Source organism: Streptomyces sp. NPDC026301, assembly GCF_055567935.1.
Map to the genome: position 1 here is coordinate 172,309 of NZ_JBVHPN010000005.1, position 26,018 is coordinate 198,326.

23 protein-coding genes and 1 riboswitch are annotated in these 26,018 nt (G+C 71.3%); of the genes, 9 read left to right on the forward strand and 14 right to left on the reverse strand.

The window, feature by feature from the left end; all coding sequences use genetic code 11:
- The first annotated feature begins 300 nt into the window (after nucleotides 1–300).
- Both ACZ4MH_RS10485 and ACZ4MH_RS10490 read left to right on the forward strand, forming a co-directional pair.
- The gene (locus ACZ4MH_RS10485) at nucleotides 301–1,107 is read left to right on the forward strand and encodes an alpha/beta hydrolase (protein ID WP_351599539.1); all 807 of its coding nucleotides are present in this window, start codon (nucleotides 301–303) and stop codon (nucleotides 1,105–1,107) included.
- 197 nt (nucleotides 1,108–1,304) lie between these two features.
- Nucleotides 1,305–2,933 carry a M23 family metallopeptidase gene (locus tag ACZ4MH_RS10490; RefSeq protein ID WP_351599540.1) on the forward strand — a complete coding sequence of 543 codons (1,629 nt, stop codon included), beginning with the start codon at nucleotides 1,305–1,307 and terminating at the stop codon, nucleotides 2,931–2,933.
- 77 nt (nucleotides 2,934–3,010) lie between these two features.
- Here ACZ4MH_RS10490 and pcrA read toward each other — a convergent pair whose 3' ends face one another.
- Nucleotides 3,011–5,485: a DNA helicase PcrA gene (gene pcrA / locus ACZ4MH_RS10495; protein ID WP_351599529.1), complete on the reverse strand. Its 2,475-nt coding sequence runs from the start codon at nucleotides 5,483–5,485 to the stop codon at nucleotides 3,011–3,013.
- 291 nt (nucleotides 5,486–5,776) lie between these two features.
- Nucleotides 5,777–5,956, forward strand: a riboswitch (cyclic di-AMP (ydaO/yuaA leader).
- An 8-nt stretch (nucleotides 5,957–5,964) separates the two neighbouring features.
- Between pcrA and ACZ4MH_RS10500 the strand changes: the two genes are divergently transcribed.
- Entirely contained in the window at nucleotides 5,965–7,146 is a 1,182-nt protein-coding gene (locus tag ACZ4MH_RS10500) for a C40 family peptidase (protein ID WP_351599530.1), read from the forward strand.
- Between the two features lie 87 nt (nucleotides 7,147–7,233).
- On the opposite strand, the gene ACZ4MH_RS10505 is transcribed toward ACZ4MH_RS10500, so the two are convergent.
- Both ACZ4MH_RS10505 and ACZ4MH_RS10510 read right to left on the reverse strand, forming a co-directional pair.
- Nucleotides 7,234–7,587 (reverse strand): hypothetical protein, encoded by a 354-nt coding sequence (locus ACZ4MH_RS10505; RefSeq protein WP_030254273.1) that lies wholly within the window; start codon nucleotides 7,585–7,587, stop codon nucleotides 7,234–7,236.
- Nucleotides 7,588–8,030: 443 nt separating this feature from the next.
- Complete coding sequence (locus ACZ4MH_RS10510; RefSeq protein ID WP_351599531.1) at nucleotides 8,031–8,849, reverse strand: alpha/beta fold hydrolase; 819 nt, start codon at nucleotides 8,847–8,849, stop codon at nucleotides 8,031–8,033.
- A gap of 190 nt (nucleotides 8,850–9,039) precedes the next feature.
- Between ACZ4MH_RS10510 and ACZ4MH_RS10515 the strand changes: the two genes are divergently transcribed.
- Entirely contained in the window at nucleotides 9,040–9,789 is a 750-nt protein-coding gene (locus ACZ4MH_RS10515; protein ID WP_351599541.1) for a GNAT family N-acetyltransferase, read from the forward strand.
- Here the strand turns inward: ACZ4MH_RS10515 and ACZ4MH_RS10520 are convergent, their stop codons facing one another.
- Both ACZ4MH_RS10520 and ACZ4MH_RS10525 read right to left on the reverse strand, forming a co-directional pair.
- Nucleotides 9,790–9,975, reverse strand: coding sequence for a DUF397 domain-containing protein (locus ACZ4MH_RS10520; RefSeq protein ID WP_351599532.1), 186 nt, complete (start codon nucleotides 9,973–9,975; stop codon nucleotides 9,790–9,792).
- Nucleotides 9,972–10,766 (reverse strand): helix-turn-helix domain-containing protein, encoded by a 795-nt coding sequence (locus ACZ4MH_RS10525; RefSeq protein WP_351599533.1) that lies wholly within the window; start codon nucleotides 10,764–10,766, stop codon nucleotides 9,972–9,974. The genes ACZ4MH_RS10520 and ACZ4MH_RS10525 overlap by 4 nt, the downstream gene beginning before the upstream one ends.
- 102 nt (nucleotides 10,767–10,868) lie before the next feature.
- Between ACZ4MH_RS10525 and ACZ4MH_RS10530 the strand changes: the two genes are divergently transcribed.
- Nucleotides 10,869–11,318 (forward strand): ATP-binding protein, encoded by a 450-nt coding sequence (locus tag ACZ4MH_RS10530; RefSeq protein WP_351599534.1) that lies wholly within the window; start codon nucleotides 10,869–10,871, stop codon nucleotides 11,316–11,318.
- Here ACZ4MH_RS10530 and ACZ4MH_RS10535 read toward each other — a convergent pair.
- From ACZ4MH_RS10535 to ACZ4MH_RS10545, 3 genes are all read right to left on the reverse strand, one after another.
- On the reverse strand, nucleotides 11,284–11,988 hold the full coding sequence (locus ACZ4MH_RS10535; protein WP_351599535.1) for a response regulator transcription factor: 705 nt from the start codon (nucleotides 11,986–11,988) through the stop codon (nucleotides 11,284–11,286). The genes ACZ4MH_RS10530 and ACZ4MH_RS10535 overlap by 35 nt on opposite strands.
- A complete protein-coding gene (locus ACZ4MH_RS10540) occupies nucleotides 11,985–13,310 on the reverse strand; it encodes a PspC domain-containing protein (protein ID WP_351599536.1) in 1,326 nt (441 codons plus the stop codon). Before ACZ4MH_RS10540 ends, ACZ4MH_RS10535 begins: the two co-directional genes overlap by 4 nt.
- Before the next feature lie 109 nt (nucleotides 13,311–13,419).
- On the reverse strand, nucleotides 13,420–15,195 hold the full coding sequence (locus ACZ4MH_RS10545; RefSeq protein ID WP_351599537.1) for a serine/threonine-protein kinase: 1,776 nt from the start codon (nucleotides 15,193–15,195) through the stop codon (nucleotides 13,420–13,422).
- A 157-nt stretch (nucleotides 15,196–15,352) separates the two neighbouring features.
- On the opposite strand from ACZ4MH_RS10545, the gene ACZ4MH_RS10550 reads away from it, so the two are divergent.
- Together ACZ4MH_RS10550 and ACZ4MH_RS10555 are read left to right on the forward strand one after the other, a co-directional pair.
- Nucleotides 15,353–16,831, forward strand: a complete 1,479-nt coding sequence (locus ACZ4MH_RS10550) for a PspC domain-containing protein (RefSeq protein WP_467754460.1) — start codon at nucleotides 15,353–15,355, stop codon at nucleotides 16,829–16,831.
- Entirely contained in the window at nucleotides 16,818–17,072 is a 255-nt protein-coding gene (locus tag ACZ4MH_RS10555) for a hypothetical protein (RefSeq protein WP_351598376.1), read from the forward strand. The genes ACZ4MH_RS10550 and ACZ4MH_RS10555 overlap by 14 nt, the downstream gene beginning before the upstream one ends.
- Here the strand turns inward: ACZ4MH_RS10555 and ACZ4MH_RS10560 are convergent.
- The 6 genes from ACZ4MH_RS10560 to guaA all read right to left on the reverse strand — a co-directional run bounded on the left by ACZ4MH_RS10560 (nucleotide 17,062) and on the right by guaA (nucleotide 23,554).
- On the reverse strand, nucleotides 17,062–17,607 hold the full coding sequence (locus tag ACZ4MH_RS10560; RefSeq protein WP_351598373.1) for a DoxX family protein: 546 nt from the start codon (nucleotides 17,605–17,607) through the stop codon (nucleotides 17,062–17,064). The genes ACZ4MH_RS10555 and ACZ4MH_RS10560 overlap by 11 nt on opposite strands.
- A gap of 169 nt (nucleotides 17,608–17,776) precedes the next feature.
- The gene (locus ACZ4MH_RS10565; RefSeq protein ID WP_351598388.1) at nucleotides 17,777–19,006 is read right to left on the reverse strand and encodes a hypothetical protein; all 1,230 of its coding nucleotides are present in this window, start codon (nucleotides 19,004–19,006) and stop codon (nucleotides 17,777–17,779) included.
- A gap of 233 nt (nucleotides 19,007–19,239) precedes the next feature.
- Nucleotides 19,240–20,091: a class II aldolase/adducin family protein gene (locus ACZ4MH_RS10570; protein WP_351598371.1), complete on the reverse strand. Its 852-nt coding sequence runs from the start codon at nucleotides 20,089–20,091 to the stop codon at nucleotides 19,240–19,242.
- Nucleotides 20,092–20,161: 70 nt separating this feature from the next.
- On the reverse strand, nucleotides 20,162–21,049 hold the full coding sequence (locus ACZ4MH_RS10575) for a 2-hydroxy-3-oxopropionate reductase (protein ID WP_351598369.1): 888 nt from the start codon (nucleotides 21,047–21,049) through the stop codon (nucleotides 20,162–20,164).
- Nucleotides 21,050–21,262: 213 nt separating this feature from the next.
- Nucleotides 21,263–21,847, reverse strand: coding sequence for a Uma2 family endonuclease (locus tag ACZ4MH_RS10580; protein ID WP_351598366.1), 585 nt, complete (start codon nucleotides 21,845–21,847; stop codon nucleotides 21,263–21,265).
- A gap of 123 nt (nucleotides 21,848–21,970) precedes the next feature.
- Nucleotides 21,971–23,554 (reverse strand): glutamine-hydrolyzing GMP synthase, encoded by a 1,584-nt coding sequence (gene guaA, locus ACZ4MH_RS10585; RefSeq protein WP_351598363.1) that lies wholly within the window; start codon nucleotides 23,552–23,554, stop codon nucleotides 21,971–21,973.
- A 261-nt stretch (nucleotides 23,555–23,815) separates the two neighbouring features.
- Here guaA and ACZ4MH_RS10590 point away from each other — a divergent pair, with 261 nt between their 5' ends.
- Complete coding sequence (locus tag ACZ4MH_RS10590; protein WP_351598361.1) at nucleotides 23,816–24,187, forward strand: chorismate mutase; 372 nt, start codon at nucleotides 23,816–23,818, stop codon at nucleotides 24,185–24,187.
- 748 nt (nucleotides 24,188–24,935) lie between these two features.
- On the forward strand, nucleotides 24,936–25,952 hold the full coding sequence (locus ACZ4MH_RS10595) for an LAETG motif-containing sortase-dependent surface protein (protein WP_351598358.1): 1,017 nt from the start codon (nucleotides 24,936–24,938) through the stop codon (nucleotides 25,950–25,952).
- Nucleotides 25,953–26,018 lie beyond the last annotated feature (66 nt).

Genomic DNA, 26,018 nt, shown 5'->3' on the forward strand with positions numbered 1-26,018 from the left:
ATGGGCGTCTCGCAGGAGCAGGCCGCGGCAGCGGCAGCCCGCGCGCGTGCGGCCGCGAACTCGGCCGAGAACTCGACCGCAGGCTCGCCCGCCGACGCGACCGGAGGCTCGCCCGCCGACTCGGCCCCAGGCTCGCCCGCCGACTCGGCCGGAGACTCGGCCGTCGAGGCGGTACGCGATGCCGGACGGCCGCCGTCCGCACGTACGAAGACCGGGCCGACAGCCACCACGGCGAAAGCCACAACAACGAACTCCGGGACGAAGACCGCCGGGGCGAAGACCGCCACGGCCAATGCCGGCGTGAAGGCTGAGCCGAAAGCAGGGGCGCACGCCGGGGCGAGCGGCACAAGATCGAATGCGTGGTCGCAGGCCACGGCGGACACCGAGGCGGAGACGCTGCCCGCGCCCGCCATGCTGCCGACCGAGGGCCGGTCGCATCCGCCGGTGCTCCTGCTGCACGGCTTCATCGACAACCGTTCCGTCTTCGTACTGCTGCGCCGCTCGCTGCGCCGGCACGGCTGGTGCCACCTCGAGGCGCTCAACTACTCCCCTCTCACCTGCGACATACGCAAGGCCGCCGAGCTGCTCGGCCGGCACGTGGAAGACGTCTGCGAACGCACCGGGCACCGGCGCATCGACCTGGTGGGGCACAGCCTCGGCGGGCTGATCGCGCGGTACTACGTGCAGCGGCTGGGAGGGGACGCGCGGATCCGGACGCTGGTCACGCTCGGCACCCCGCACGGCGGCACCCGGCTCGCCTCGCTGCTGCCCGCGCATCCGCTCGTGCGGCAGATGCGGCCGGATTCCGACGTGATCAAGGAGTTGGCCCGGCCCGCGCCGAATTGCCGGACGTCTTTCGTCTGTTTCTGGAGCGATCTCGATCAGATGATGGTTCCGACCGAGACGGCACAGATCAATCATGCCGATCTGCGGAGCCGGAACATCCATGTCTCCGGTGTCGGACATCTGGCCTTTCCGGTCAACGGCACGGTCGCGGCCGGCATCCGCGAGGCGCTGGCCTCGGCTGATCCGACGAATCCGGCGCAGTCGGAGAATCCCGGCGACGTGGCGGACGAGGCCGCGTCCGACCAGGCGTCCGTCGCCTGACCGAGCACGACGGCTACGCCAATCGATCTCGAACATTCATCGAACGTGGCGCCAAGAACATGCCGGGCGTCCTCCGAAAGACGGCCAAATGCCCGGTCTGGAAGGGCCCGAAACCTACGGAAGATTGTCGCCGTCGCATACCGCCGGGTACAGTCGCCGCTAATTCTCCTGCTGCCGAGGCGAAAGAGAAGTTGGTGGTGAACGACCGTCACCCGTCGGGGAACCCAGACCCGACCGGCTCCGCTCCTGACGCCTCGTACGGGTCCCAGCCCGGTTACGAGCCGCACGGGCAGCAGGACGCCCAGCTCGGTTACGCCACGTACGACGGGTACACCACCGGCACGTACGACACCGGCGCGTACGCCGCCGGTACCTACGACACCGGTACGTATGACACCGGAACGTACGACGTGAGCGGTGCGTACGACGCCTACGGAGCGACCGCGTACGACACCGGTGCCTATGGCACGGTGACCTACGGCGGCGGGACGTACGACACCGGCACGTATGACACCACTGGCACGTATAACACCGGTACGTATGACGTGAGCGGTGCGCACGACCCGTATGCCTACCCTTCGCACGACACCACCGGCACGTACGACACCACGGGGACGTACAACACCGTGGGCACGTACGACACCGGAACGTACGACGTGAGCGGTGCGTACGACACCGGGACGTACGAGACCGGCGCGTACGACACCGCCTACCAGGGCGCGCAGTTCGAGACGGGCCAATTCGAGACGGGTCAGTTCCAGACAGGTCAGTTCGAAGCGACGCAGTTCGGGACCGGCTCCTTCGACAGCGGCCAGTACGACACCGGTCAGTACGACACCGGTCAATTCGACACCGGTCAGTTCGACACCGGCCACTACGAAGCCGCTGCCGAGTCCACCGCCGTCTTCTCCGCCGACGACCTGGCCGAGGCGGGCGCCGGGACCGACGCCGCCGACGGCGATCTCCACTCCGCCGTCACCGCGATCATCCCCACCCCCACCCTCTCCCCCGAAGCCGCGCCCGAAGGCGCTCCCGCAGCCGCTCCCGGTGGCCGTCGGGCCGCCCGGCGGGACGGGCACGGGAGTGGCGGCGGCCGGGGCCGGCGGCGTACGCCGAAGAAGTCCGCGCTGCTCACCGTCGCCGTGCCGTCCGTGGCCGCCATGGGCGTGTGCGCCGTGGCCGCCGCCTCCGTCTCCGGTGCGACCGACAAGGACGAGGACACCGCCGTACAGGCCGCTTCGGACGCCTCGGCGGTGAAGCCGTCGGCCGCGAACAACAAGCTGGACTCCCAGCTCTCCAGCCTGAGCGCGGACGCGAACGACTTCGCCGACCGTGCCAGTCGTACGCAGGAACGTCTCGACCTGCAGGCCCGCGAGGCCGCCGAGAAGAAGAAGCGGGCGGAGGAGGCGGCGCGCAAGGAGGCACTGCGGCCGAAGTTCGCGCTGCCGGTCAAGCAGCACGGGCTGAGCGCGCTCTTCGGGCAGGCCGGCGTCAACTGGATGTCGCTGCACTCCGGCATCGACTTCCCGGTCAGTTACGGCACGCCCGTGATGGCCGCGACCGACGGCACCGTCGTCACCAAGTGGAACCCCGCCTACGGCAACATGGTGGAGATCACCGCGCCGGACGGCACCGAGACCTGGTACTGCCACCTGAGCAGCGCGAAGATCCGCTCGGGCACGGTCAAGGCCGGCGACGTCATCGCGTACTCCGGCAACTCCGGCAACTCCACCGGCCCGCACCTGCACTTCGAGGTGCACCCCAACGGCGGCGACGCGATAGACCCGCTGCCCTGGCTGCGCTCCAAGGGCATCAACCCGAACTGAGCCGCGAGTACGCCGACGGCCCGGAACCCTGCTGAGGGTTCCGGGCCGTCGGCGTACGACTACAGCTTCCCCACCGGTTACAGCTTCTCCACCGGCGCATACCGCAGCAGCAGCCGCTTCGGCTTCTCGCCGCCGAAGTCGATCGTGGCCTCGGCGTTGTCGCCGCTGCCCTTGACCCCGACGACCGTGCCCAGCCCGAAGCTGTCGTGCGTGACGCGGTCGCCGATCGTCAGCGCGACCACCGGGCGGTCCTTCGCCCGCCGGGTCGCGAAGCCGCTCGGGCCCGCCTTGCTCCGCGAGGAGGACACCGAGGACGAGGCCCCGAAGCCGCCGGACAGGCCGGAGGAGCCGGAGGACAGCCCGCCCATGGAGGCGGAGGGCGTCGCGGGCCCGGTCCGCTTCCACTCGACGTACTCGTCCGGGATCTCCTCCAGGAAGCGGGACTGCGGGTTGTACTGGGGCTGGCCCCAGGCGCTGCGCATCGTGGAGCGGGTGAGGTACAGGCGCTCCTGGGCGCGCGTGATGCCGACGTACGCCAGCCGCCGCTCCTCCTCCAGCTCCTTGGTCTGGCCGAGCGCGCGCATGTGCGGGAAGACGCCGTCCTCCATGCCGGTCAGGAAGACGGTCGGGAACTCCAGACCCTTCGCGGTGTGCAGGGTCATGAGCGTGATGACGCCCGTGCCCTCCTCGTCCTCGTCGGGGATCTGGTCGGAGTCGGCGACCAGGGCGACCTGCTCCAGGAAGTCGGAGAGGGTGCCAGGGTTGGCCTCGTCGCGGTCCTGCTCGAATTCGAGGGCGACCGCGGCCAGCTCCTGGAGGTTCTCGATGCGGGTCTCGTCCTGCGGGTCCGTGGACGTCTGGAGCTCGGCCAGATAGCCCGTGCGCTCCAGGACGGCCTCCAGGACGGTCGCGGGCCCTGCGCCGGACTCGACGATGGTCCGCAGCTCCTCCATGAGCGTGTTGAAGCGCTTGACGGCGTTCGCAGAGCGCGCGGCCATGCCGTACGCCTCGTCGACGCGGCGCAGCGCCTGCGGGAAGGTGATCTTCTCGCGGGCCGAGAGGGCGTCGATCATCGCTTCGGCGCGGTCGCCGATGCCACGCTTCGGCACGTTCAGGATGCGGCGGAGCGGGACGGTGTCCTCGGGGTTGGACAGCACGCGCAGGTACGCGAGGACGTCCCGGACCTCCTTGCGCTCGTAGAAGCGCACGCCGCCGACGACCTTGTACGGCAGCCCGACCCGGATGAAGACTTCCTCGAAGACACGGGACTGGGCGTTCGTACGATAGAAGATCGCGACGTCGCCGGCCCTGGTCTCGCCCGCGTCCGTCAGCCGGTCGATCTCGTCGGCGACGAACTGCGCCTCGTCGTGCTCGGTGTCGGCGACATAGCCGGTGATCTTCGGGCCCGTGCCGGCGTCCGTCCAGAGGTTCTTCGGGCGGCGGTTCTCGTTGCGCTCGATGACGGCGTTGGCGGCCGAGAGGATCGTCTGCGTGGAGCGGTAGTTCTGCTCCAGCAGGATCGTGGTCGCGTTCGGGTAGTCCTCCTCGAACTGGAGGATGTTCCTGATCGTGGCGCCGCGGAAGGCGTAGATCGACTGGTCGGCGTCGCCCACGACGCACAGCTCGGCGGCGGGCACCTCGGGCGTCCCGGGGCCTACCAGCTCGCGCACGAGGGTGTACTGGGCGTGGTTCGTGTCCTGGTACTCGTCGACCAGCACGTGCCGGAAGCGGCGGCGGTAGTGGTCCGCGACGTCCGGGAACGCCTGCAGCAGATTCACCGTCGTCATGATGATGTCGTCGAAGTCCAGGGCGTTGGCCTCGCGCAGCCGCGCCTGGTACATCGCATACGCCTCGGCGAGGGTCTTCTCGAAGCCGTCGGCGGCCGTCCCGGCGAAGTCCTCGTGATCGATGAGCTCGTTCTTGAGATTGGAGACCTTGGCGCTGAAGGACTTGGGCGGGAAGCGCTTGGGGTCGAGGTCCAGGTCGCGGCAGACCAGGGCCATCAGGCGCTTGGAGTCGGCGGCGTCGTAGATCGAGAACGACGACGTGAAGCCCAGCTTCTTGGACTCGCGGCGCAGGATGCGCACGCAGGCGCTGTGGAAGGTGGACACCCACATGGCGTTGGCGCGCGGGCCGACCAGCTCCTCCACGCGCTCCTTCATCTCGCCCGCGGCCTTGTTCGTGAACGTGATCGCGAGGACCTGGCCGGGGTGGACGCCGCGCGCGCCGAGCAGATGCGCGATGCGGTGCGTGAGGACGCGGGTCTTGCCGGAGCCGGCGCCCGCGACGATGAGCAGCGGCGCGCCCGTGTGCACGACGGCGGCCTTCTGCTCGTCGTTCAGCCCCTCCAGCAGCGCGGCCGGGTCCACTGCGGGGCGGGCGGCGCCGTCGCGGTAGTACGCGTCCCGCTGCACGGGCGCGTCGAAGCGGCCGCCGAAGAGGTCGTGCGGCACCTCCTCCGCTGCCGGACGGTCCTCGTCCTCGGGAGGCGGCGGCTCCTCGTCCTTGGAATCGAGGTCCGCCAGGAAGCTGTCGTCAAAGAGGCTGCTCATCGCCCACCGAGTCTAGGCCGCCCCACCGACAACCCGGCCCCGGCCGCGAAATTCCGGGGATTACGGGGGTGCGGAGAATACGGCACGAGGCGGGCGGTCACGGGCAGAGAACGGCACCGGACAGTGCGTGGTCGGAACCGGTCCGGCATCGACCCGGACACGACGAGATCACGAAAAGGTTTCGGGCATATCGAACATCAGCCTTCACAGAAGTCACACGAGTTGGCTACCGTGCCGACCGGGCAGCCCGCCCCACCGCCCGGCGAAAGCGCCGGCACGGGCCGCCCCGCCGAGTCCGTACCGCCGCACCCAGGGCGGGCCGGAGCCGGGGACCCACACGCACGACCGGGGTGAATCGGCCGGCACGGAGCGATCCGTACGGCCGTAGGGCACCTTCCGTAGTACGGCCGCAGCGATGCGGCACGCGCCCGAACCCGACAGCTAACCCGGTAGGCGGTCCACGGAAGGAGTCGCCGGCCTTGGCGTCTCATCGCAAGCCGCGCACCCGCATCCTCGCCGTGCCCGCGCACCGCCGTACGGCGGCCGGGCTCACCACCGCGGCGCTCGCCTCCGTCACGCTGCTCACCCAGAGCGCGGACGCGGCACCCAGAAACCCCAAGCCCTCCATAGAAGAGGTCAAGAAGAAGGTCGACGGCCTGTACCGGCAGGCCGAGGTCGCCACCCAGAAGTACAACGCCGCCAAGGAGCGCGCCGGCACGCAGCGCGAGAAGGTGGACGGGCTGCGCGAGGCCGCGGCCCAGCGGACCGAGAAGATGAACGAGGCCCGGCGCGAGCTGGGCACCTTCGCCTCCGCGCAGTACCGCTCCGGCGGGCTGAGCCCGACCGCCCAGCTGATGCTGGCCCGGGACCCGCAGCAGTTCGTGGACCGCAACCACCTGATGGAGCGGCTCACCGGCCGCCAGCAGGAGGCGGTCGCCGACTACCAGGACCAGCAGGCGCAGGCCGCGCGCAAGCGGGCGCAGGCGACCCGGAGCCTGGAGGAGCTGCAGAAGTCCCAGGAGTCACTGAAGACGTCCAAGCGGGACGTCCAGGACAAGCTGACCGAGGCCCGGCAGCTGCTGTCCCGGCTGACCGCGCAGGAGAAGGCGCGGCTGGCGGAGCTGGACCGCAAGAAGAAGGCCGAGGCGCAGCGCAAGGCCGAGCGGCTGGCGCGGGAGCAGGCCGAGCGCGAGCAGCGGGAGCACCAGGACGACGGATCGGGCGGTACGGACGGCGGGTCCGGGACCGGCTCCGGGGGTGATACCGGGTCCGGTACGGGGTCGGGCTCCGGGGTGCCCGATGGTGCGTACGCAACCAAGGCGGAGAAGGCGCTCACCTTCGCCCGCGCGCAGCTGGGCAAGCCGTACGTGTGGGGCGCGACCGGCCCCACGTCGTACGACTGCTCAGGGCTGACCCAGGCGGCGTGGAAGGCGGCGGGCGTCTCGCTGCCGCGGACGACCTGGGACCAGGTGAAGACCGGCACGCGGGTCGCGACGAAGGACCTTCACCCCGGTGACCTGGTGTTCTTCTACGACGACATCAGCCACGTCGGGATGTACATCGGCGACGGCAAGATGATCCACGCGCCGAAGCCGGGCGCGAGCGTCCGCGTGGAGTCGATCTACTACATGCCGATCTACGGGAGCGTACGGCCGGCCTGAGCGGCACATGCCCGGAAACGACGAACCGCGCGACCGCCCCGGAGAACGAGGCAGTCGCGCGGTTCGTCGCGCCGAAGGTGGGGCGGCTCAGGTCCAGAGCAGCGCGATGAAGATGTTGACGACCGTGAGCAGGCCGACGAGCCCGAAGAGCGGCTTCTCCACCTTCTCCTCGTCACGCTTCACGTAGACCAGGCCCAGGATCACGATCAGGACGGCGAGCTTGACGCCGATCTTGATGTTGTTGACCGAGTAGTCCTGCATCTGGTTCAGGCCGACCAGGATGACGCCGGTCACCAGCATCGTGATCGCGCCGTGCAGCATCGCGGGCACGAAGCGGGCGGTGCCCGCGCCCATCGCCTTCATCTGCGTGAGGAAGCCGCCGAGCAGCGAAGCGATGCCGATGATGTGCAGCGCGACGAACACATTGATCACTACGTCCATAGTGGTCGATCGTAGCCCCGCCCCCGGCCCGGCCCTCGGGCAGGGCTGCCGTCGCTGCCCCGGCCCACCACCGGCCCGCCACCGGTCGGCACCTGCCGGTATCCGTCACCCCGTGGCCGAAAGCGAGCAATCCATGGCAGCGGAATGGACAAATACCGGCATTGCCCCGCCTCATGCCCGCCGGCAGGTTTAGCGTCCTCACCCAGGCGGTCGGCTCCCCATCGCCGTCGGATCCGCCCCGACGGCCGTCGGCCGCCCCCGCCGAGGTACGGCGGCGGCCCGCTCCCCCTTGTTACGGACCGCCGCCGTACCGCCCCCGTACCGCTCCCCTGTGCTTTGCTGTCGCGAGGAGAAACACGGGATAACTGGCGCCACACCAGTAACGAAAAACGATCCAGTCATCAATCAATTCCGCCACGGAATTCCGACCGTACGGTCGGAATTCAATGCAGCCGCGGTACATGGCCGCTCACCACGAAGTCCCGCAGCAGGTCCATCGCCCGCCGCGGCGCCTCCCGGAAGACGCCGTGCCCCGCCTTGGCCAGTACGTGCAGCCGTACGTCCGTATGACTCAGCCGGTGCGCGAAGCGGCGGGCCGCCGACGCGGTCGCCACCGGGTCCTGCTCCCCCGCCAATATCATCGTCCGGCACGCGAGCCGGTCCAGCCCGCGCCAAGGGTCGAACTCCCGCGCCAGCACCATCCGGAAGTGGTCCAGCACATCGTCGTTCCAGCGCACCCGGCGCAGCCGGTCCGGGCCGGCCGGGTCCCCGCCCGGCTGCTGCGAGTACAGCGGCAGGCAGATCCGCTCCCACGCGTCGGTCATCTCGTCGCCCGTGTCGCCCGCCCAGTAGCGCAGCGCGACGTCCCGGGCCTCGGCCCCTCCCAGCCGTTCGAACATCTCCAGCCGTTCGTACGTGTCGCCGGGCATCACGCTGTCCAGCACCAGCCCCGCGAACCGGTCGGGGTGCCGGATGGCCGCCAGCAGCGCGACCCAGCCGCCGCTGGACGTACCGACGAGAACGGGCCGTTCGATCTCCAGCGCGTCGCAGAAGTCGATCGCGTCGTCCGCCCACCGCTCCCACGTCCACTGCAGCGGCCCACTGCGCACGGAACGACCACTTCCGCGCTGATCCAGGTAGATGACCTGAGCGAAACCGGCCGCGGCGGAAAACTCCGGCTTGAACAGGGTGTGATCCGCTCCCGGCCCCCCGTGGAGCAGCACGATCGTCGGCCGTTCGGCCATGTCCGGGCCGTCCGTCACCAGTTGGGCTCCCTCCACATCGAAGTAGAGCCGAACACCATCACCGATATGTACCCGCACGGCCCTTGACCTCTCTCAAGTAGCCTGATTTTCCAAGGATTCGGGTGGCCCCCGCAGCGTTATGCAAGGAGGCCGAATTCCATCGTCACTATTGCGAAGCTCTCGCAATACGATCGGGTCCGTGGACACAATGACCGAGCACCACCGCGTGCCTGTGGCACGGCCGGAGGTCGTACGCGCTTGGGTGGACGGCTGGGTACGTTCGCGCGGCACGGACGGCGCGGTCGCGGTACCGGGCGGCTTCCGGATAGCCGTCGGCCGCACGGACCAGGTCGCGCGGTACGTCCTGCCCGCGGCCGACCCCGGCGTGCTGCGCCGGCTGTCCGCCGCGCTCATCACGCCGGGCCTGTGGCTGAAGGTCTGCGCACCCCGCTCGGTCGTCGAGCCCGCGCTGCCGGCGTCCTGGGACTTCCAGGCCCCGGAATACCTGATGACCGCCCCCCTGGGGCGCGCGGTGCGCATCGGGAAGCGCGGCGAGGTGCCCGACGGGCTGCGGGACGGGCTCGTGCCGGGGGCCGCGCCCGCGCCGCCGCCGGATCCGGCCGTGCTGCCCGGCGGATACGTCGTCGAGACGGTCGCCCAGGGCGACCTCGTCGACGCGCGCGCCTTCAGCGCGACGGGCGAGGTCGCCGCGGGCGGCCGCGTCGCTCTGGCCGGCACGGTGGCGGTCTTCGACCGCGTGCGTACGGACCCGGCGCACCGCCGCCAGGGCCTGGGCCGCGTCGTGATGACGGCCCTGGCAGCGCGCGCCGCGCAGCGGGGGGCCACGCAGGGGCTCCTGGTGGCCCGGGACGACGGCCTGTCCCTGTACCGGGCGATGGGCTGGGAGCTCCACTCCCCAGTGACCACGGCAGTGCTCCGCAGACGGGGGACGCGGTGACTATCCGCCCACGGCGGCGTACCCGACAAACGCCGCCCAGGCCGATGGGGCTATCGCCAGACGGGGCCCGTCCGGCTCCTTGCTGTCCCGCACGTATACGCGTGCCGCGTGTTCGGCGACCTCGACGCAAGCAGAACCCTCGCTGTCGCTGTAACTGGACTTGAACCACGTGAGACGGTCACTCATAGCTCTTCCGCCACCTTCCTGATGAACGCAGCCGACTCCTCGATGCCGAGGGCTTCCGTGCGGATCATGCCATGCACCTGCCGGAGCACACTCACCTTGTCGGCGTCGCCGTGGAGCACGCTCGTCTGCTGGCCTTCGGCAAAGGCATAGTGCTCGTGGCCAGCCGTTTCGAGAAGTACCAAGTTCCCGGCCAGCGACAACCCTGCGCACCTTCCGGCGGGAAGCACCTGGATCGAGACGTTCCGCAGTTCGCCCAGCTTGAGCAGGGATTCCAGCTGCCGTCGCATGCCCTCCCGCCCGCCCACCCCAGTACGAAGCGCAGCCTCGTACACGACGAACGCGTAGACGACATTCGGACGCCGCGTCAACGCCTCCTGGCGGCGCAGCCGAGCCGCGACACGCTCGTCAACTGTTTCGTCGTCCAGTGGTGGACAGTGCCCGCCGATGAGCGCGCGGGCGTACTCTTCCGTCTGCAACAGCCCCGGAATGAGCAGCGGTTCGTACCAGTGCAGCGCGATCGCCTCGGCTTCCAGCGCCATGTACTCGTGCGAGCGGGTGGGGTAGGGCTCCGGTTTCAGGTAGTCCCGCGCCGCCAGCAGTAGCCCGTGTGCCTCACACATTTCGTCCGCAGCCTGGAGAAGCTTGACCGTCGGTCGCCGTCGGCCCTGCTCCATGGACTTGACCGACTCGTAGGCGTAATCGGACGCCTCGCACAACTGCTCGCGCGTGACGCCTGCATGGCCGCGCCATAGCTTGATCTGGTTACCGCAGTACCGCCACGCATCCGTCATCGCGTTCATCCTCCGGGTACCGGTCGGGTACCTCAGGTGACCATCGCGGCCGTACCCGATCCGTCACTTCTCAGGCTATTACCGAGCGGTCACGCTCTGTGCATGACCGACGGAACACCTCAAGACATCGAGTGGCGTTTGCCGCGTACCGCGCGGAGTGTCGGGAGGGCGCGTACACTGCTCGCCGCACAGGCGCGGTCGTGGAAGGTTCCCGATGAAATCGCCGTCACCGCCGTGCTGTTGCTCAGCGAGCTGATGACCAACGCCTGCCGGCACGCGCGCGTCTCGCCCGGGCGGGAGTTGCGGGCCCGCGCGCTCGTGCGCGGCAACCGGCTCCGGATCGAGGTCGCGGACGCGAGCCGCGCCGCGCCCGTGCCACGGGCCGCCGGGCTCGGCGACGAGTCGGGCCGCGGCCTCGCCCTCGTCGAGGCACTCGCGGACGCGTGGGGCACCGAGCCCCGCCCGTACCGCATCGGCAAGACCGTGTGGTGCGAACTCCGGCTGCCCTCTGACGAAGTCAGATCAGGCGGCGGGCCGTTGCCCAGCGGGTGAGCTCGTGACGGTTGGAGAGCTGGAGCTTGCGGAGGACCGCCGAGACGTGGGACTCGACCGTCTTGACGGAGATGAAGAGCTGCTTGGCGATCTCCTTGTACGCATAGCCGCGCGCGATCAAACGCAGCACCTCGCGTTCGCGCTGCGTGAGGCGGTCCAGGTCCTCGTCGACCGGCGGCGCGTCCGTGTTGGCGAACGCGTCGAGGACGAAACCGGCCAGGCGGGGCGAGAACACCGCGTCGCCGTCCTTGACGCGGAAGATCGCGTCGACGAGGTCCGTGCCGGTGATCGTCTTCGTGACATAGCCGCGCGCGCCGCCTCGGATGACGCCGATGACGTCCTCGGCCGCGTCCGAGACGGAGAGCGCGAGGAAGCGGACGGGGCGGTCCGGGTCGGCCATGAGAGGCGCGCACCGGCGCAGTACCTCCACGCCGCCGCCCCCGGGGAGGTGCACGTCCAGCAGGACCACCTCGGGGCGCGTGGCCGTGATGACCGTGACCGCCTGGTCGACGTCCGCGGCCTCGCCGACCACCTCGACACCGGTCGAGTCCGTCTGCCCGATCTCGGCCTGGACGCCGGTACGGAACATCCGGTGGTCGTCGACCAGGACCACCCGCGCGCGCCGGGTCTCCCCCTCGCCGCTCCCCTGTGCTGCTTCCGTCGCACTCATTCCGCGGCCGCCCTCTCCATTTCCAGTTCCACTTCCGTCCCCCCGTCCGGGGCCGAGCGCAGCCGCGCCGTACCGCCGTTGCGCTGCATCCGCCCGATGATGGACTCCCGTACACCCATCCGGTCACCCGGCACCGCGTCCAGGTCGAAGCCCGGCCCCCGGTCGCGTACCGACACGAACACCGACCGGCCCTCCACCTCGGCGAAAACCTGCACCGCGCCGCCGCTGCCACCGTACTTGGCCGCGTTCACCATCGCCTCGCGCGCGGCCTGCAACTGGGCGCCCAGCCGCTCGTCCAGCGCGCAGTCGCCGACGACCACGACCTCGATCGGCACGCCGTGCGCATCCTCGACCTCCGCCGCCGCCTTGCGCACGGCGTCCGCGAGGCGGTCCGGCTCCTCGTTCTCCTCCTTGCCGCGCCCCTCCGGCTTGTACAGCCAGGCCCGCAGCTCGCGCTCCTGCGCGCGGGCGAGGCGGGCCACCTCCCGGGGGTCGTCGGCGCTGCGCTGGATGAGGGTGAGGGTGTGCAGTACGGAATCGTGGACATGAGCCGCGACCTCGGCCCGCTCCTGCGCGCGGATGCGCATCAGGCGCTCCTCGGAGAGGTCCTGCCCCATGCGGACCAGGTACGGGCCCGCCAGCAGCGCGATGCCGACGACGACGGCGAGCGCGGCCTGCAGTACCGAGCCGAGGTTCCGGACCGAGCCCTGGAGGACCACGATGGCGGTGACGCCGATGCCGACCAGGAGGACGCCCGCCGCGCCGCGTACGACGGGCAGCACGCCCTTGCGGCGGCTGATCTCCAGCCACTGGGCGCGGCGGGCGTTGTCGGCCTGCCGCCAGACCAGGGCGACGCCCGCGCCGATCAGCAGGGCCGGCCAGAAGTAGGCGTTGGCGCGGCCCAGCTGGAACTGCGAGGCGAGCACCGACGCGCCGACGACCAGCGCGATCAGGGCGAAGATCTGGCCCTTGTCGAGGCGGCGGAAGCGGCGGCGCCAGCCTTCGGGGGCGGTGCCGGCGGGAGCGTACGGGGAGTACGGGATGCGCCCGGCGTGCCGCTGGGCGTCGACGCCGCCGACCCCCAGGGGAACGAAGAACCAGAACGCGGCATACAGGAGCGCGCCCATCCCCTGCGCCACGAAGAGGGCGAGGAAGACGATCCGTACCCAGGAGACGGGCAGCCCCAGGTGCCCGGCCAGGCCGCGGGCGACGCCGCCCAGGAGCCGGCCGTCGGCGCTGCGGTAGAGGCGGCGCGGAGCCGGCTCCACGGGGTCGGGCGCCGGGGCGTAGGGGCCCTCGGCACGGGGCGGCGCGGTCGTCATGCTCCCGATCGTCACACGGGGGCGGGCGTCCGGGCATCAGGGTCGACCCTGATCGTCCCCTGATCGGTCGCGGAGAGGGCACCGGCCTGGCGGGGAGGGCCCCGGCCCGTCAGCTGCCCGACTGCTTGTCGCGGAAGCCGTCCCGGGCCACCTCGAAGACGTCCTGGAACTTCGGCCACTGGTCCTTCGGCGCCGACAGGTAGATCGCGTACTCGTCCTCGCCCTCCTTGCCGAAGCCGAGGTCGATGGCGCGGAAGTCGCGCACCCGGCCCTTGAAGGTGAACTCCCAGATCGCCGCCGGCTGCCCCCGGAACAGGGTGTCCTGCAGCCGCAGCCGCTCATACCCCGGCGCCTTGCTCCGAAGCTGCTGCTCAACCTGCTCGAAGTGGCGGACGTGATTCGAACTGGCGAAGTTCAGCACACTGACCTTCAGGCCGACGAGACCGGAGGGGGCCAGGTAGTCGACCTCGTTGCGCTCCGGCATGTACTGGCGGGTCCAGCCGTTCGGCACGGGGAAGGAGACGCCGAACTCCTTCTCGGTGACGAGGTGATAGCCCGCCGGGACCTTCGGCGGCTTCTGCTCGTCCTCGCCGTCGCCGCCCCCGGAGGCGGAGGCGGACGGCGTGGCCGGGTCGTCGGAGATCCCGGGGATCCCCTTCACCCCGCTGCCGTCCTGCAGCAGGTACAGCACGCCCGCCACCACCGCGCCCATGGCCACGAAGGCCAGCGCGCCCCACAGGACGGCGCCCAGGCGCCGGCGGCGGGCGGGCGCCGCCGGCACGCCCACGGGGACGCGGCTGGTGGCGGCGGTGTCGCGCTGAGTGGGGACGTGAACCGGGACGGGAGCGGGGGTGGGGGTGGGGGCGGGGAGGCCGTTGGCGCCGGTTCCAGTGCCCGTGCCCGTGCTCGCGAACGGCCCCGTGCCCGCGCCCGTACTCGTGCTCGCGAACGGCCCCGTACCCGTCCCCGTGCCCGTTCCCGTACTCGTACCGGTGTCCCCGGTGTCCCGCCAGCCGCCCGGCGTCAGCAGTTCCGTCGCGGCCTCGGAGGCGGGCGCGCGCAGGGTGCGCTCGACGGTCTCGGCCGTCGGACGCTCCGACGGCTCCTTGGCGAGCAGCGCCTCGATGAGGCCGGTGAGCGGCCCGGCGTTGCGGGGCGGGAGCAGCGGGTCCATGGCGATCGCGTACGCCGTCTCGACCGCGGTGGTCTTGCGGAACGGCGGCCGGCCCTCGACCGCCTGGTACAGCGTCGCGCCCAGCGCCCACAGGTCGGAGGCGGGGCCTGGGGTGCCGCCCTTGACGCGCTCGGGCGCCAAGTAGTCGATGGAGCCGACCAGTTCGCCGGTCTTGGTGAGGGTGGACGTGCCGCTGGCCACCGCGATCCCGAAGTCGGTGAGCACCACCCGGCCGTCGTCGCCGAGCAGGACGTTGCCGGGCTTGACGTCGCGGTGCAGGACGCCGGCCGCGTGCGCGGCGCGCAGTGCGACGATCATGCCGCGGCCGATCCGCGCGACCTCATCGGGCGGCACGCCGCCACCGGAGAGCGCGGCCTCCTTGATGATGTCCCCGAGGGTCACGGAGGGGACGTACTCCATGACGATGCAGGGCAGGCCCGCGTCGTCGACGACGTCGTGGACGCCGACGACGTTGGAGTGGTTGATGCGGGCCGCGGCCCGGGCCTCGCGGCGGGTGCGTTCGTTACGGGTGGCCAGTTCGTCCGGCTCCAGCTGCAGCGAGGAGGCGTGCAGGCGCTTGACCGCGACCTGGCGGCCCAGCAGTTCGTCGTGCGCCCGCCAGACGGTGCCCATGCCGCCCTGGCCGATGCGTTCGAGCAGGCGGTACCGCCCGGCGACCAGCCGACCCTCGTCCACCGCAGCCTCCGACACCGCACGCCCTCCGGCTCCCCCGTAACCCGTCAGAGAGCAACGATAGTCAACAGAGCCACACCCGTTACCGGCCGGTCGCCACCGAGTCCGGGATCTCAGGGTCCGGCCAGGGTTGTCACTGATGCCCGGTGACGCCTCCGCTTGTCACCATGGGCGCATGAACGATGCTTCGCCGTCGCATGGCGCGACCGCCGAGACCACCGGGCCCCCGCCCCCGCCACCACTGCGGCGCAGCCGGCGGCAGAAGGTGGTGGCCGGGGTGTGCGGCGGCATGGGGCGGCACTGGGACCTGGATCCGGTGATCTTCCGCATCGTGCTCGCCGTACTGGCCGTCAGCAGCGGCATCGGCCTCATCGTGTACGGCTTCGCCTGGCTGCTGATCCCGCTGGAGGGCGAGGACGAGAACGAGGGGCGGCGGCTGCTGTCCGGGCGGGTCGAGGGCGCGGCGCTGACCGCGGTCCTCGTCGCGCTGGTCGGCTGCGGGCTCTTCCTGTCGGTACTGGGCCGGGGCGGCGGCCTGGCGTTCACGCTCATGCTGGCGCTCGCGGTGGCCGGCTCGGCGTACTGGTCGAAGCAGCGGCGGGCCGGGGCGCACGGCGCCGGGCCGGTGGACGCGGCGACCGCGCAGGCCGTCGCGGACGCGCCGCCCGAGACGCAGGCGCCGCCCGCGCCCGGCAGCCCTTCGTGGTGGCGGGACCCGCTCACCAAGGACGGCCCGGCGGGTGGGCAGGCGGGCCGCACCGGGTATCTGTGGGGGCCCGCTGACACGCCGTCGTACGCATACGAAGGGGCAGCGGCGGGTGCGTACGACAGGACGGGTGCGTATGACAGGACAGGTGCGTACAGCAAGGCCGGTCCGGCCGCGGGGGATTCGGGGGCCTCGGCGGTGCCGGAGACGCGGAAGCGGCGGCGGCCGGCGCGGGCGCGGTCGATCGGCGGGCTGACGTTCCTGCTGGCGCTGGTGGCGGGCGCGGTGGCCGCGTCGCCGTCCTGGCACGGCGGCTCGCTGCCCGCGAGCCTGCAGGCGGGGTTGGCGGCCGCGCTGGTGGTCTTCGGGCTCGGCATGGTGCTCAGCGCGTGGCTGGGCCGGACCGGTGGCGGCACGGTCTTCATGGTGGTGGTCACCGCCCTGCTGCTCGGCGCGACCACCGTCCTGCCGCGCAACATCACGACCGACTGGGACACCCGCACCTGGCCGCCGTCGACGGCGGCCGCCGTCCGGCCCACGTACGAACTGGGCGCGGGCCGCGGTCACCTGGACCTCAGCGGGCTGCGCCTGAAGGAGGGACAGACGGTCCGGACGCACGCCGAGGTGGGCGCCGGACTGCTGCGGGTGACGCTGCCGGAGGGCGTAAGGACGCGCGTACGGGTCGACGTCGGGCTCGGCGACATCCAGCTGCCGGGCGAGGCGGCCGGCGACATCGACGTCTCGCCCGACCGGACGCGGACCGTCACGCTGCCCGCGCACGGCCTGAAGAAGGGCGAGCGGCCGCACGGCACGCTCGACCTGCGGCTGGAGGTGGGGGTCGGACAGGCGGAGGTGGACTACGTGGGGGCGACACCGGAGGCACCCGAGGCGCCGGCGAAGCCGGCGGCCCCGGCTCATGAGGAGGTGGCCGACCGTGCTGCGGCATGAGTTCCGGCCCGCCCGGCTCGTCACGGGCCTGACCGCGCTCGGCATCGGCGGCGTCTACGCACTGGACGCCGCCGGCCGGATCGACGTGCCCGGCGCCTGGCCGCTGATCGCGCTCCCCGCCGGTCTCTTCCTCTCGGGCGGCGTCTCGGCGCTGTACGGGCTGGCGCGCCGCCGGCGGGGCGCGGAGCTGCCGCCGCCGGAGGAGCGGCCGGTCGCCGATGAGCCGCCGGTCAGCCGATGAGCCGGCGGCCGAAGCGGCGGCGGCGCTTGGCGTAGAGCGCGTCGAGGGAGAGGTACGGCGTGCCGGCCAGGATCAGCGGCAGCCACGCCATCAGGTACGCCAGGTCGTTGCCGAAGTAGTACGGCGTGGTCGACCAGCTGACGGTCAGCCAGAAACTCAGTGAGATCAGCGCGCCGCCGGTCGCCGCGAGCCGGCCGAGGATGCCGAGCAGCATGCCGATGCCGACCGCCAGCTCGCCCGCCGCGATGACGTAACCGAAGACCGCCGGGCTGTGCAGCGCCAGGTCGACCAGTTGCGGCACGCCGGCGGAGGGCCGGGACTGCCGCATCAACTCGCCGATCGAACCGGTCCCGGAGGCCGCGAAGAAGCCCGGCTCGGTGAGCTTGTCCAGGCCCGCGTAGACGAAGGTCACGCCGAGGAAGATCCGCAGCGGCAGCAGCGCGTACCGCGCGAGCGAGCCGCGCAGGCCCCCGGGGCCCGCACCGCCGCCGTTTCCTCCGTGGCCGACCGCGAGCGATCTGCCCGTGTGCACCATGATGTCCTCCCGCCTCTGCGTCGCCGCCCGGCGCGGACGATTCTGCCCACGGGCGGGCGTTCGAAGACTGATACGGGCCGGGCGTCACAGAACATTCAACGTCAGCGGGCGGCACCAGGGTGCGCGCCGCACCCGTACATCACTCCCGGATGATCAGCGGGGACGCCGCTCACTCCTGGATGAACAGCGGATACGCGGCGGATTCGACGCCCGCCGCCGTGATGACGCGTACCTCGGCGCGGCCCGGCTCCACGTCGGCCGGTACCGGCACGATCAGCGCGCCGTCCGCCGGGTTCGCGAAGCCGCCGGGGACCGGCACCAGCGGGACGTGCACATCCACGTCCCCGATGCGGACGACCGTACGGGCCAGCCGGTGCGGCGGCTGGGCGCCCGGCGGGACGAAGCCGCTGCCGCGGATCTCGATGTCGTCGCCGGTGCGGACCGGCCCGTCCAGGCCGCCGATCTCCCGGGCCCGTACGACGGACAGCACGACCGGGCGGGCGCCCTCCGCGTACTTGCCCGCCAGGTACATCGCCGCGCTGACCGCGGCCAGCGCCACCAGCCCCCACGGGAGGTCCGGGAGCCGGTCCGGCGCGGTGCCGAGGCGGACCGCGGCGAAGACCACGGCGACCGCGTTGAGCAGGACGTACTGCGCGTCCGCGAAGCTGCCGCGGCCGGCGTCGTCAGTCAGCAGGTCCCCGGCGCGCGGGTACTCGGCGGGCACCTTCTGCTGGCGCCCGGCGGCGAGGCGTACGGCCACCAGCCGGGCGGCAACGGCCGCCGCCGCGCAGGCCAGCGCCACGACGGTGAGCAGCCCGGCACCGCGCGCGAGGTCGAGCCCGGCCAGCAGGCGGCGGCGCCCGGCGGCGTCCGGGGCCAGCGCGAGCCTGGTCGCGAACATCAGTACCGCCCAGCCGACGGGCAGCAGCCAGGCGGCGGCGACCGTGCGGGAGGTGGACAGGCGGCCGTCCTCGCCGGTGACGGGCGCGAGGAGGCCGCCGTGGGCGCGGTGCCGCCACGCGAGCGCGGTGAGCAGCGCGGCGAGGACGACGGCGGCGGCCAGCGCCGCGGTACGGGCGTCGGTCCAGCCGGCGCCGATCGCGGTGAGCGCCTGGCCGATGAGCAGCGCGGCGACGGCGCCCCACAGGACGAGCGGGGTGCGGCGCCAGAGCGTCCCGCGCCGGGCGCGGCCTTCGGCGGCGGCGCGTTCGGCGACCGTACGGGCCGATTGGGCCAGCTCGTCGGAGATCCACTGGCGGGCGGCGCCTGCGGAGTGGGCGAGCGCGGCCGGTACGCCGCGCCCCGCGGCGAAGTCCTCGCGCAGCGCGAGGAACGCGGCGACCGCCTGCCGGTGCCCCGTCCGAGCGCCCTGCGGACAGTCCCCGCAGCCGCACTCGATGCGGGCCCCCGTCTCCGTACTCGTACTCGCGCTCCCACTCGTACTCGTACGCGTATCCGCCCCTGCTCCCGCCGCCGCGTCCACCGACACTTCCGTACCGCCCGCTACCCGTAGTCGCCGTCACGCTCCCTGATGGCAGCGATGGCTGCGCATTGTGCCGAGGGGCGGGGTCGGGCGCCAACCGCGCTGTTCCGGGGCGTGCGGGAGGCCCCGCTCGGCGCCGGCTCGGGCCGTCAGCCGAAGAGATCCGGCTCGTCGCGGCTGATCTGCTGGAACAGCGGCTGGTAGTTGATCCACGCCACCAGATCGCTGCCGAGCTGCTCGCGGGTGCGCAGCGCGCTGCCGTGATCGATCAGTACGGGCTTGCCCGCGGCCTTCGCGGCGAGCTGCACCTGGCAGGAGCGCTCCATGGTGAGGAACCACCAGGCCGCGGCGTCCACGGAGTCGCCGACCGTCAACAGCCCGTGGTTGCGCAGGATCACCGCCTTGCGCGGCCCGAGGGCTGCCGCGATCCGCGCACCCTCCGCCTCGTCCACGACGACCCCCGTGTACTCGTCGAACACCGCGTGATCCTCATAGAACGCACAGACATCCTGCGTGATCGGCTCCAGCAGCTCGCCGAGCGCGGCCAGCGCCCTGCCGTACGTGGAGTGGCTGTGCGCCGCGGCGACGACGTCGGGGCGGGCGGCGTGGATCTGCGCGTGGATCGCGAACGCGGCCTGGTTGACGTGGTGGCGGCCCTCGACGACCTGCCCCTCGCGGTTGACGAGGAGCAGGTCGCTCACGGTGATGTGCCGGAAGGACATCCCGAAGGGATTCACCCAGAAGCAGTCGGTGAACTCCGGGTCCCGGGCGGTGAGGTGGCCCGCCACGCCCTCCTCGAAGCCGTACCGGCCGAAGAGCCGCAGCGCCGCGGCGAGCCGCTCCTTGCGGTACCGGCGCTCCTCCTCGACGGTCGCGTGCGTCGGCGGCATCGCGAACTGGAGCCGGTCGGTGGGTATCGGCGTCGGTTCGGGCATGGCTGTTCTCCCTCGTGTGTGACTCGCACGGGAAGCTACGCCGGGGCAGGTGAAGAGACCAGACACGGTACGGGCGGTTGCCGTGGAGGTGGTGTGAACCTCTCCCACCCGCTCCTGCCGACCGGACAGCGGCTCGTTACTTCTCTTCGTCCTGACCGCTCATCAGGCGGACGCCGCGGAGCAGCGCCGAGTGGTCCAGGTCCCCGTCGCCGCGGGCCACCGCCGAGGCGATGAGCTGGGCCGCGGTGGCGCCGACGGGCAGCGTCGCGCCGACCGTGCGGGCGGCGTCCGTGACGATGCCCATGTCCTTGTGGTGCAGCGCGAGCTTGAAGCCGGGGCGGTAGTCGCCCGCGAGGAAGTTCGCCTTCTTCCGGGTCAGTACGGCCGAGCCGGCGAGCCCGCCGTTCAGCACCTCCAGCGCGGCTTCCAGGTCCACGCCGGACTTCTCCAGGAAGCCGACGGCCTCCGCGCACGCCTGCAGGTTGACGGCGACGATCAGCTGGTTGGCGGCCTTGACGGTCTGCCCGGCGCCGTGCGGGCCGCAGTGCACGATCGTTTTGCCCATCGCTTCGAGCACCGGCTTCGCCGCGTCGAAGTCCGCCTGCTCGCCGCCGACCATGATCGAGAGCACGCCCTCGATGGCACCGGCCTCACCGCCGGACACGGGCGCGTCCAGCACCCGCACGCCGTGCTCCTTGGCCCGCCCGGCCAGGTCGATCGAGGTCTGCGGCGTGATCGAAGACATGTCGATCAGCAACGCACCGTCCTTGGCGTGCGCAAGAATGCCCTCATCCCCATACGCGACCTCTTCGACCTGCGGCGACGCGGGCACCATCGTGATGACCACGTCGGCTCCCCGGACCGCCTCGGCGATGCTGCCGGCCTCCGTACCGCCGGCCTCGACCAGCGCGCCGGCCTTCCCGGGGCTGCGGTTCCACCCGCGGACGGTGTGCCCGGCCTTCGCCAGGTTGACCGCCATCGGGCTCCCCATGATCCCGAGACCGATGAAACCGATGGTGCTCATTGCTTACGCCCCACTCACTTCCGCATAGCGGATGATTGCTGCCGCAGTACGGAATTAATCTTCCGCTCCGGGACGCGAGGCGTCAACCGTTACCGGCGGCCATGGAGCGTAGTGAGATCGATGCCGACCGGGAAGGGGAGCGCCGACTTCAGTCGATCGTGATGGATCCCGGAAGCCAACTGGGAAAGGGGTCGTCGGTAGGCATCTCAGCCGTCAGAGGTTGCCGATCCCCGACAGGTCGATACCGATGTCGAAGGGGGCGGCAAGCTTCAGCTGATCACGGTGCACACCCGAAGGACAGTACGTGCGGCCCTCGCGATCGAGTTCGAAGGTGTGCACGACCGGGCGGCCGTCCGTACCGGCCTTCTCGACCCGCCAGAAGTACGGGATTCCGGCGCCCGCGTACTTGTGCGGCTTGGTGTCGCGGTCCCGCGCCTCGGATTCCGGGGAGACCACTTCGACGGCGAGCATGACGTCCCGGGCCTGGAAGTGGGCCTGGTCGTCGTTCCGTAGCGCCACGGCTCGCACGACGGAGATGTCCGGCTCCGGCCCGTTTCGCTTGTCGATGGCCACGGCCATCTCACGCACGACCAAGAGCTCAGGCGGCACAGTGCGGCGCAGCCCGTTCACAAGAAAGTCGATCACGACGCTGTGGAAGTAGCGCTGCGGACTCACGAAAATCAGGCTCCCGTCGAGCAGCTCGGTGTGCGGCGGGAGGTCGGGCAGCGTCAGCAGGTCGTCCACGGTGTAACCGTCCTGCGGCGGCACCGGCCAGTGGTGCTCGGTCTCGGCGGTCATGAGTCCTCCCATGGACGGGATTCTGGGCCGTGCCGTCAGCGTACCCAGCACATACGCCGACGCCGCCACTCAAACGAATGAGCGACGGCGTCGGCGTTGACCGGGAGTGTGCCTACAGCAAGGTCACTCCCACTCGATCGTGCCCGGGGGCTTGCTCGTGACGTCGAGGACTACGCGGTTGACGTCCGCGACCTCGTTGGTGATGCGGGTGGAGATGCGGCCCAGTACGTCGTACGGCATGCGGGTCCAGTCCGCCGTCATCGCGTCCTCGGAGGAGACCGGACGCAGGACGATGGGGTGGCCGTACGTGCGGCCGTCGCCCTGGACGCCGACCGAGCGGACGTCCGCGAGGAGGACGACCGGGCACTGCCAGATGTCGCGGTCCAGGCCCGCCGCGGTGAGCTCCTCGCGGGCGATCGCGTCGGCCTCGCGGAGGAGGTCGAGGCGCTCGCGCGTGACCTCGCCGACGATGCGGATGCCGAGACCGGGGCCGGGGAACGGCTGGCGCTGGACGATCTCGTCGGGCAGGCCCAGCTCGGAGCCGACCATCCGGACTTCGTCCTTGAAGAGCTGACGGAGGGGCTCGATCAGCTTGAATTCGAGGTCTTCCGGCAGGCCGCCCACGTTGTGGTGGGACTTGATGTTGGCCGTGCCCGTGCCGCCGCCGGACTCGACGATGTCCGGGTACAGCGTGCCCTGGACGAGGAACTCGACCGGCTCGCCCGGGTCCGCCTCGGCGATGATCTCGGCCTGGGCCTGCTCGAAGACCCGGATGAACTCGCGGCCGATGATCTTCCGCTTCTCCTCGGGGTCGGAGACCCCGGCGAGCGCTGACAGGAAGCGCTCGGAAGCGTCGACGACCTTGAGCTGGACGCCCGTCGCCGCGACGAAGTCCTTCTCGACCTGCTCGGTCTCGTCCTTGCGCATCAGGCCGTGGTCGACGTACACGCAGGTCAGCTGGTCACCGATGGCCTTCTGGACGAGGGCAGCGGCCACCGCGGAGTCCACGCCACCGGACAGGCCGCAGATGGCGCGCTTGTTGCCCACCTGCTCGCGGATCGCGGAGACCTGCTCCTCGATGATGTTGCCCATCGTCCAGTTGGGCTCGATGCCCGCGCCGCGGTAGAGGAAGTGCTCCAGTACCTGCTGGCCGTGCGTGGTGTGCATCACCTCGGGGTGGTACTGCACGCCGTACAGCTTCTTCTCGTCGTTCTCGAACGCGGCGACCGGGACGACGTCCGTGGACGCCGTGACCGTGAAGCCCTCGGGAGCGGCGGAGCAGGCGTCGCCGTGCGACATCCACACCGACTGCTCGACCGGGGTGCCCTCGAAGAGCGTGGAGGCGGGCTTGGAGACGGCCAGCGGCGTGCGGCCGTACTCGCGGGCACCGGTGTTGTCGACCGTGCCGCCGAGCTTGACGGACATCAGCTGGAAGCCGTAGCACATGCCGAAGACCGGGACACCGGCCTCGAACAGGGCGCGGTCGAGGCTGGGGGCACCTTCCTCGTACACCGACGACGGACCGCCGGAGAGGATGATCGCCGCGGGGTTCTTCGCGAGCATCTCCTCGACCGGCATGGTCGAGGGCACGATCTCGCTGTAGATCCGCGCCTCGCGGACGCGGCGGGCGATGAGCTGGGCATACTGCGCGCCGAAGTCGACAACGAGGACGACATCCGGGGCGGCGGCGGGGGGCGCTGCTGACACTTCGGCGGCCTTCCGGCGGTGGTGGAGCGGAGGGGTTGGACTTTCGATTCTACCGGGCACATACTGAGCCCCATGTTCACGCAGCTGACCTTCGTCTTTACCTATGGCACCGGCCCGTCCGGCTGCCATGGTCGCGCTGCATGAACCGCTGAAAAGCGACAAGCGACTTCCCAGGCGCCCCGGGCCGTACAGGCCCGGGGCGCTGGTGTTTTCCCGTCCGGGCGGTGCGGCCCCGGGGCCTTCAGACCCCAGGAGACGGACATGAGCAGCAACGCACAGGCGGCAGTGAGCACGACCACGACCGTGACCGAGCACACGCCCACGGCCACGCCCACGGCGACCGGGGCGGTGGCCCGGCCGCGCCCGGAGACCGGCGCGCGGACCGAGGAGGCCGCCGCCGTGATCGGCGACGCGCGCCGGCGGATCGACGACCTCGACGGCCGGATCATCGGCCTCGTACAGGAACGGATGGCCGTCTCGGCGGTCATCCAGAAGGAACGGATCGCGTCCGGCGGCCGCCGGGTGAGCCTCTCCCGCGAGATGGAGGTCCTGGAGCACTTCCGGGACCAGCTGGGCCGGCCCGGCACCGCGCTGGCCATGACGCTGCTGGAGCTGTGCCGCGGGCGCATCTGAGTTCGGGCGGCGCCTCACCCGTACGAGGTCCGGGCGGCGCCTCACCCGTACGGACCGTGACCGGGCGGCGCGGGGCTTCGTTGTTCCCGGTGCCACGCCAGCCAGGCGCGGCCTGCAGGACTACGCGTAGACGCCGCCCCGTGGGCGGGAACGCCGAAGCGATGAGACGCCGTCCGGGTTGAAGCGGACGGCGCCGTGGGACCTCGCTGCGGTGCTGTGGCCGGTCGGCAGGGGACAGCAGCCCGGTCACATCCGATGGGGCGGTCGGCCCCGGGGACGCCTGGGGCCGACCGCATCCGGTCGAAACGGTTGCGCCGGATGAGGCGTATCCAGCACGATGCATGAAGAGCCGATTACCTCGTATCGAGGCGGCTTCCGACACTGCCATTGGTCTACACCAGCAGAGCTTCAGAGGACCAAGAGCACCAGCAGAGCCTCATAGGCGCCCCTCCCCCCGGGCGCCTTCCTTCGGCGCCGCCGCTGCCCTGACGACGGCGCCGAGCAGCAAGGGCCCCGCGGTCGCCCGCACCCCCTCGCGGACGGCACCTCGGGGCCCTTCGCTCTGCGCGGGCGGACATCGCCCGCTTCCCCTTCCGCAGATATGTGCAATCTCGCGTGCAACCTTTGCGCCAGGTGGCTGGTCATTTACTCGTAAACGCACGGCCATACCGCGCCCCACCGCGACGGCCCCGCTACCGATTCGTGCCTCCCCCTCGGCACTTTGGACCCACGAAGAGGTCTTGACACGATGAAGCTTCGCCGTGCACTGACGGCTGCCGCCGCGACGGCCGTCATCGCCCCTGCCGCGCTGCTCGCGGCGCCGGCCGCGTACGCGACGGACGAGAACCCCAGCCCGACCGCGTCCGCCCCGGAGTCGGCGGCGCCCAGCGAGAGCGCCTCCGAGACGCCGCCGCCGAGCGAGACGCCGACCGAGACGCCGAGCGAGACGCCTTCGGAGGGCACCGAGCCCACCGGGCCGACGACGGAAGAGCCCGCGCCCAGCACCTCGGCACCGGACGACGAGGCTCCCACCGAGGAGCCCTCCGCCACCCCGCCCACCACTCCCTCCGAGGACCCCACCGACGAGCCCTGCAATGAGGAGGAGTCGGAAAAGGCGGCGATCACCACCACCCTGCGCGGCCTGCCCAGCAAGATCGTGGCCGGCTCGGGCTGGCACAGCCTCACCTTCCGCACCACCAACGTCTCCGAGCAGACGATGAAGTCCGCCGACGCCTACGTCATGCTGTCGGCCATCGACAACGAGGACTTCGACGACGTCTCGAAGCTGCTGACCGTGCAGTGGTACGACGAGGACGCCGGCACCTGGCAGAACGTCGACGAGTACGGCTACTTCGCCTCCGTCGCCGACCTGGCACCCGGTGAGTACGCCGACGCCAAGCTGCGTCTGAAGGTCGACGCGAAGACCCCGGGCAGCTACGGCTTCGCCTTCGCCATCGGCGCGTACCAGAACGAGGACAACGACTGCGGTTACTCCGAGGGGTCGGAGTACGAGTTCGACATCCTGGTCGCGGGCAGCGACACGGGCACCGTGCCGCCGGCCAAGCCGCAGCCGAGTGACAAGAAGCCGAACAAGCCCGCTCCGCAGGGCGGCATGAAGGAGATCCCGGTCACCGGCAAGCTCGCCGAGACCGGTTCGTCCTCGGCGCTGCCGACGATCGCGGCGGTCGCCGGGGTCACGATGGCCGTGGGTGCGGGGGCGATCTTCGTCGTGCGTCGTCGTCGGACGGATGGCGCTGCCGCGTAACACCGGTAACGCCGGTCATGCCGGTTGAGCTATGAGGGGCCGCGCCTGGTTCGCCGGGTGCGGCCC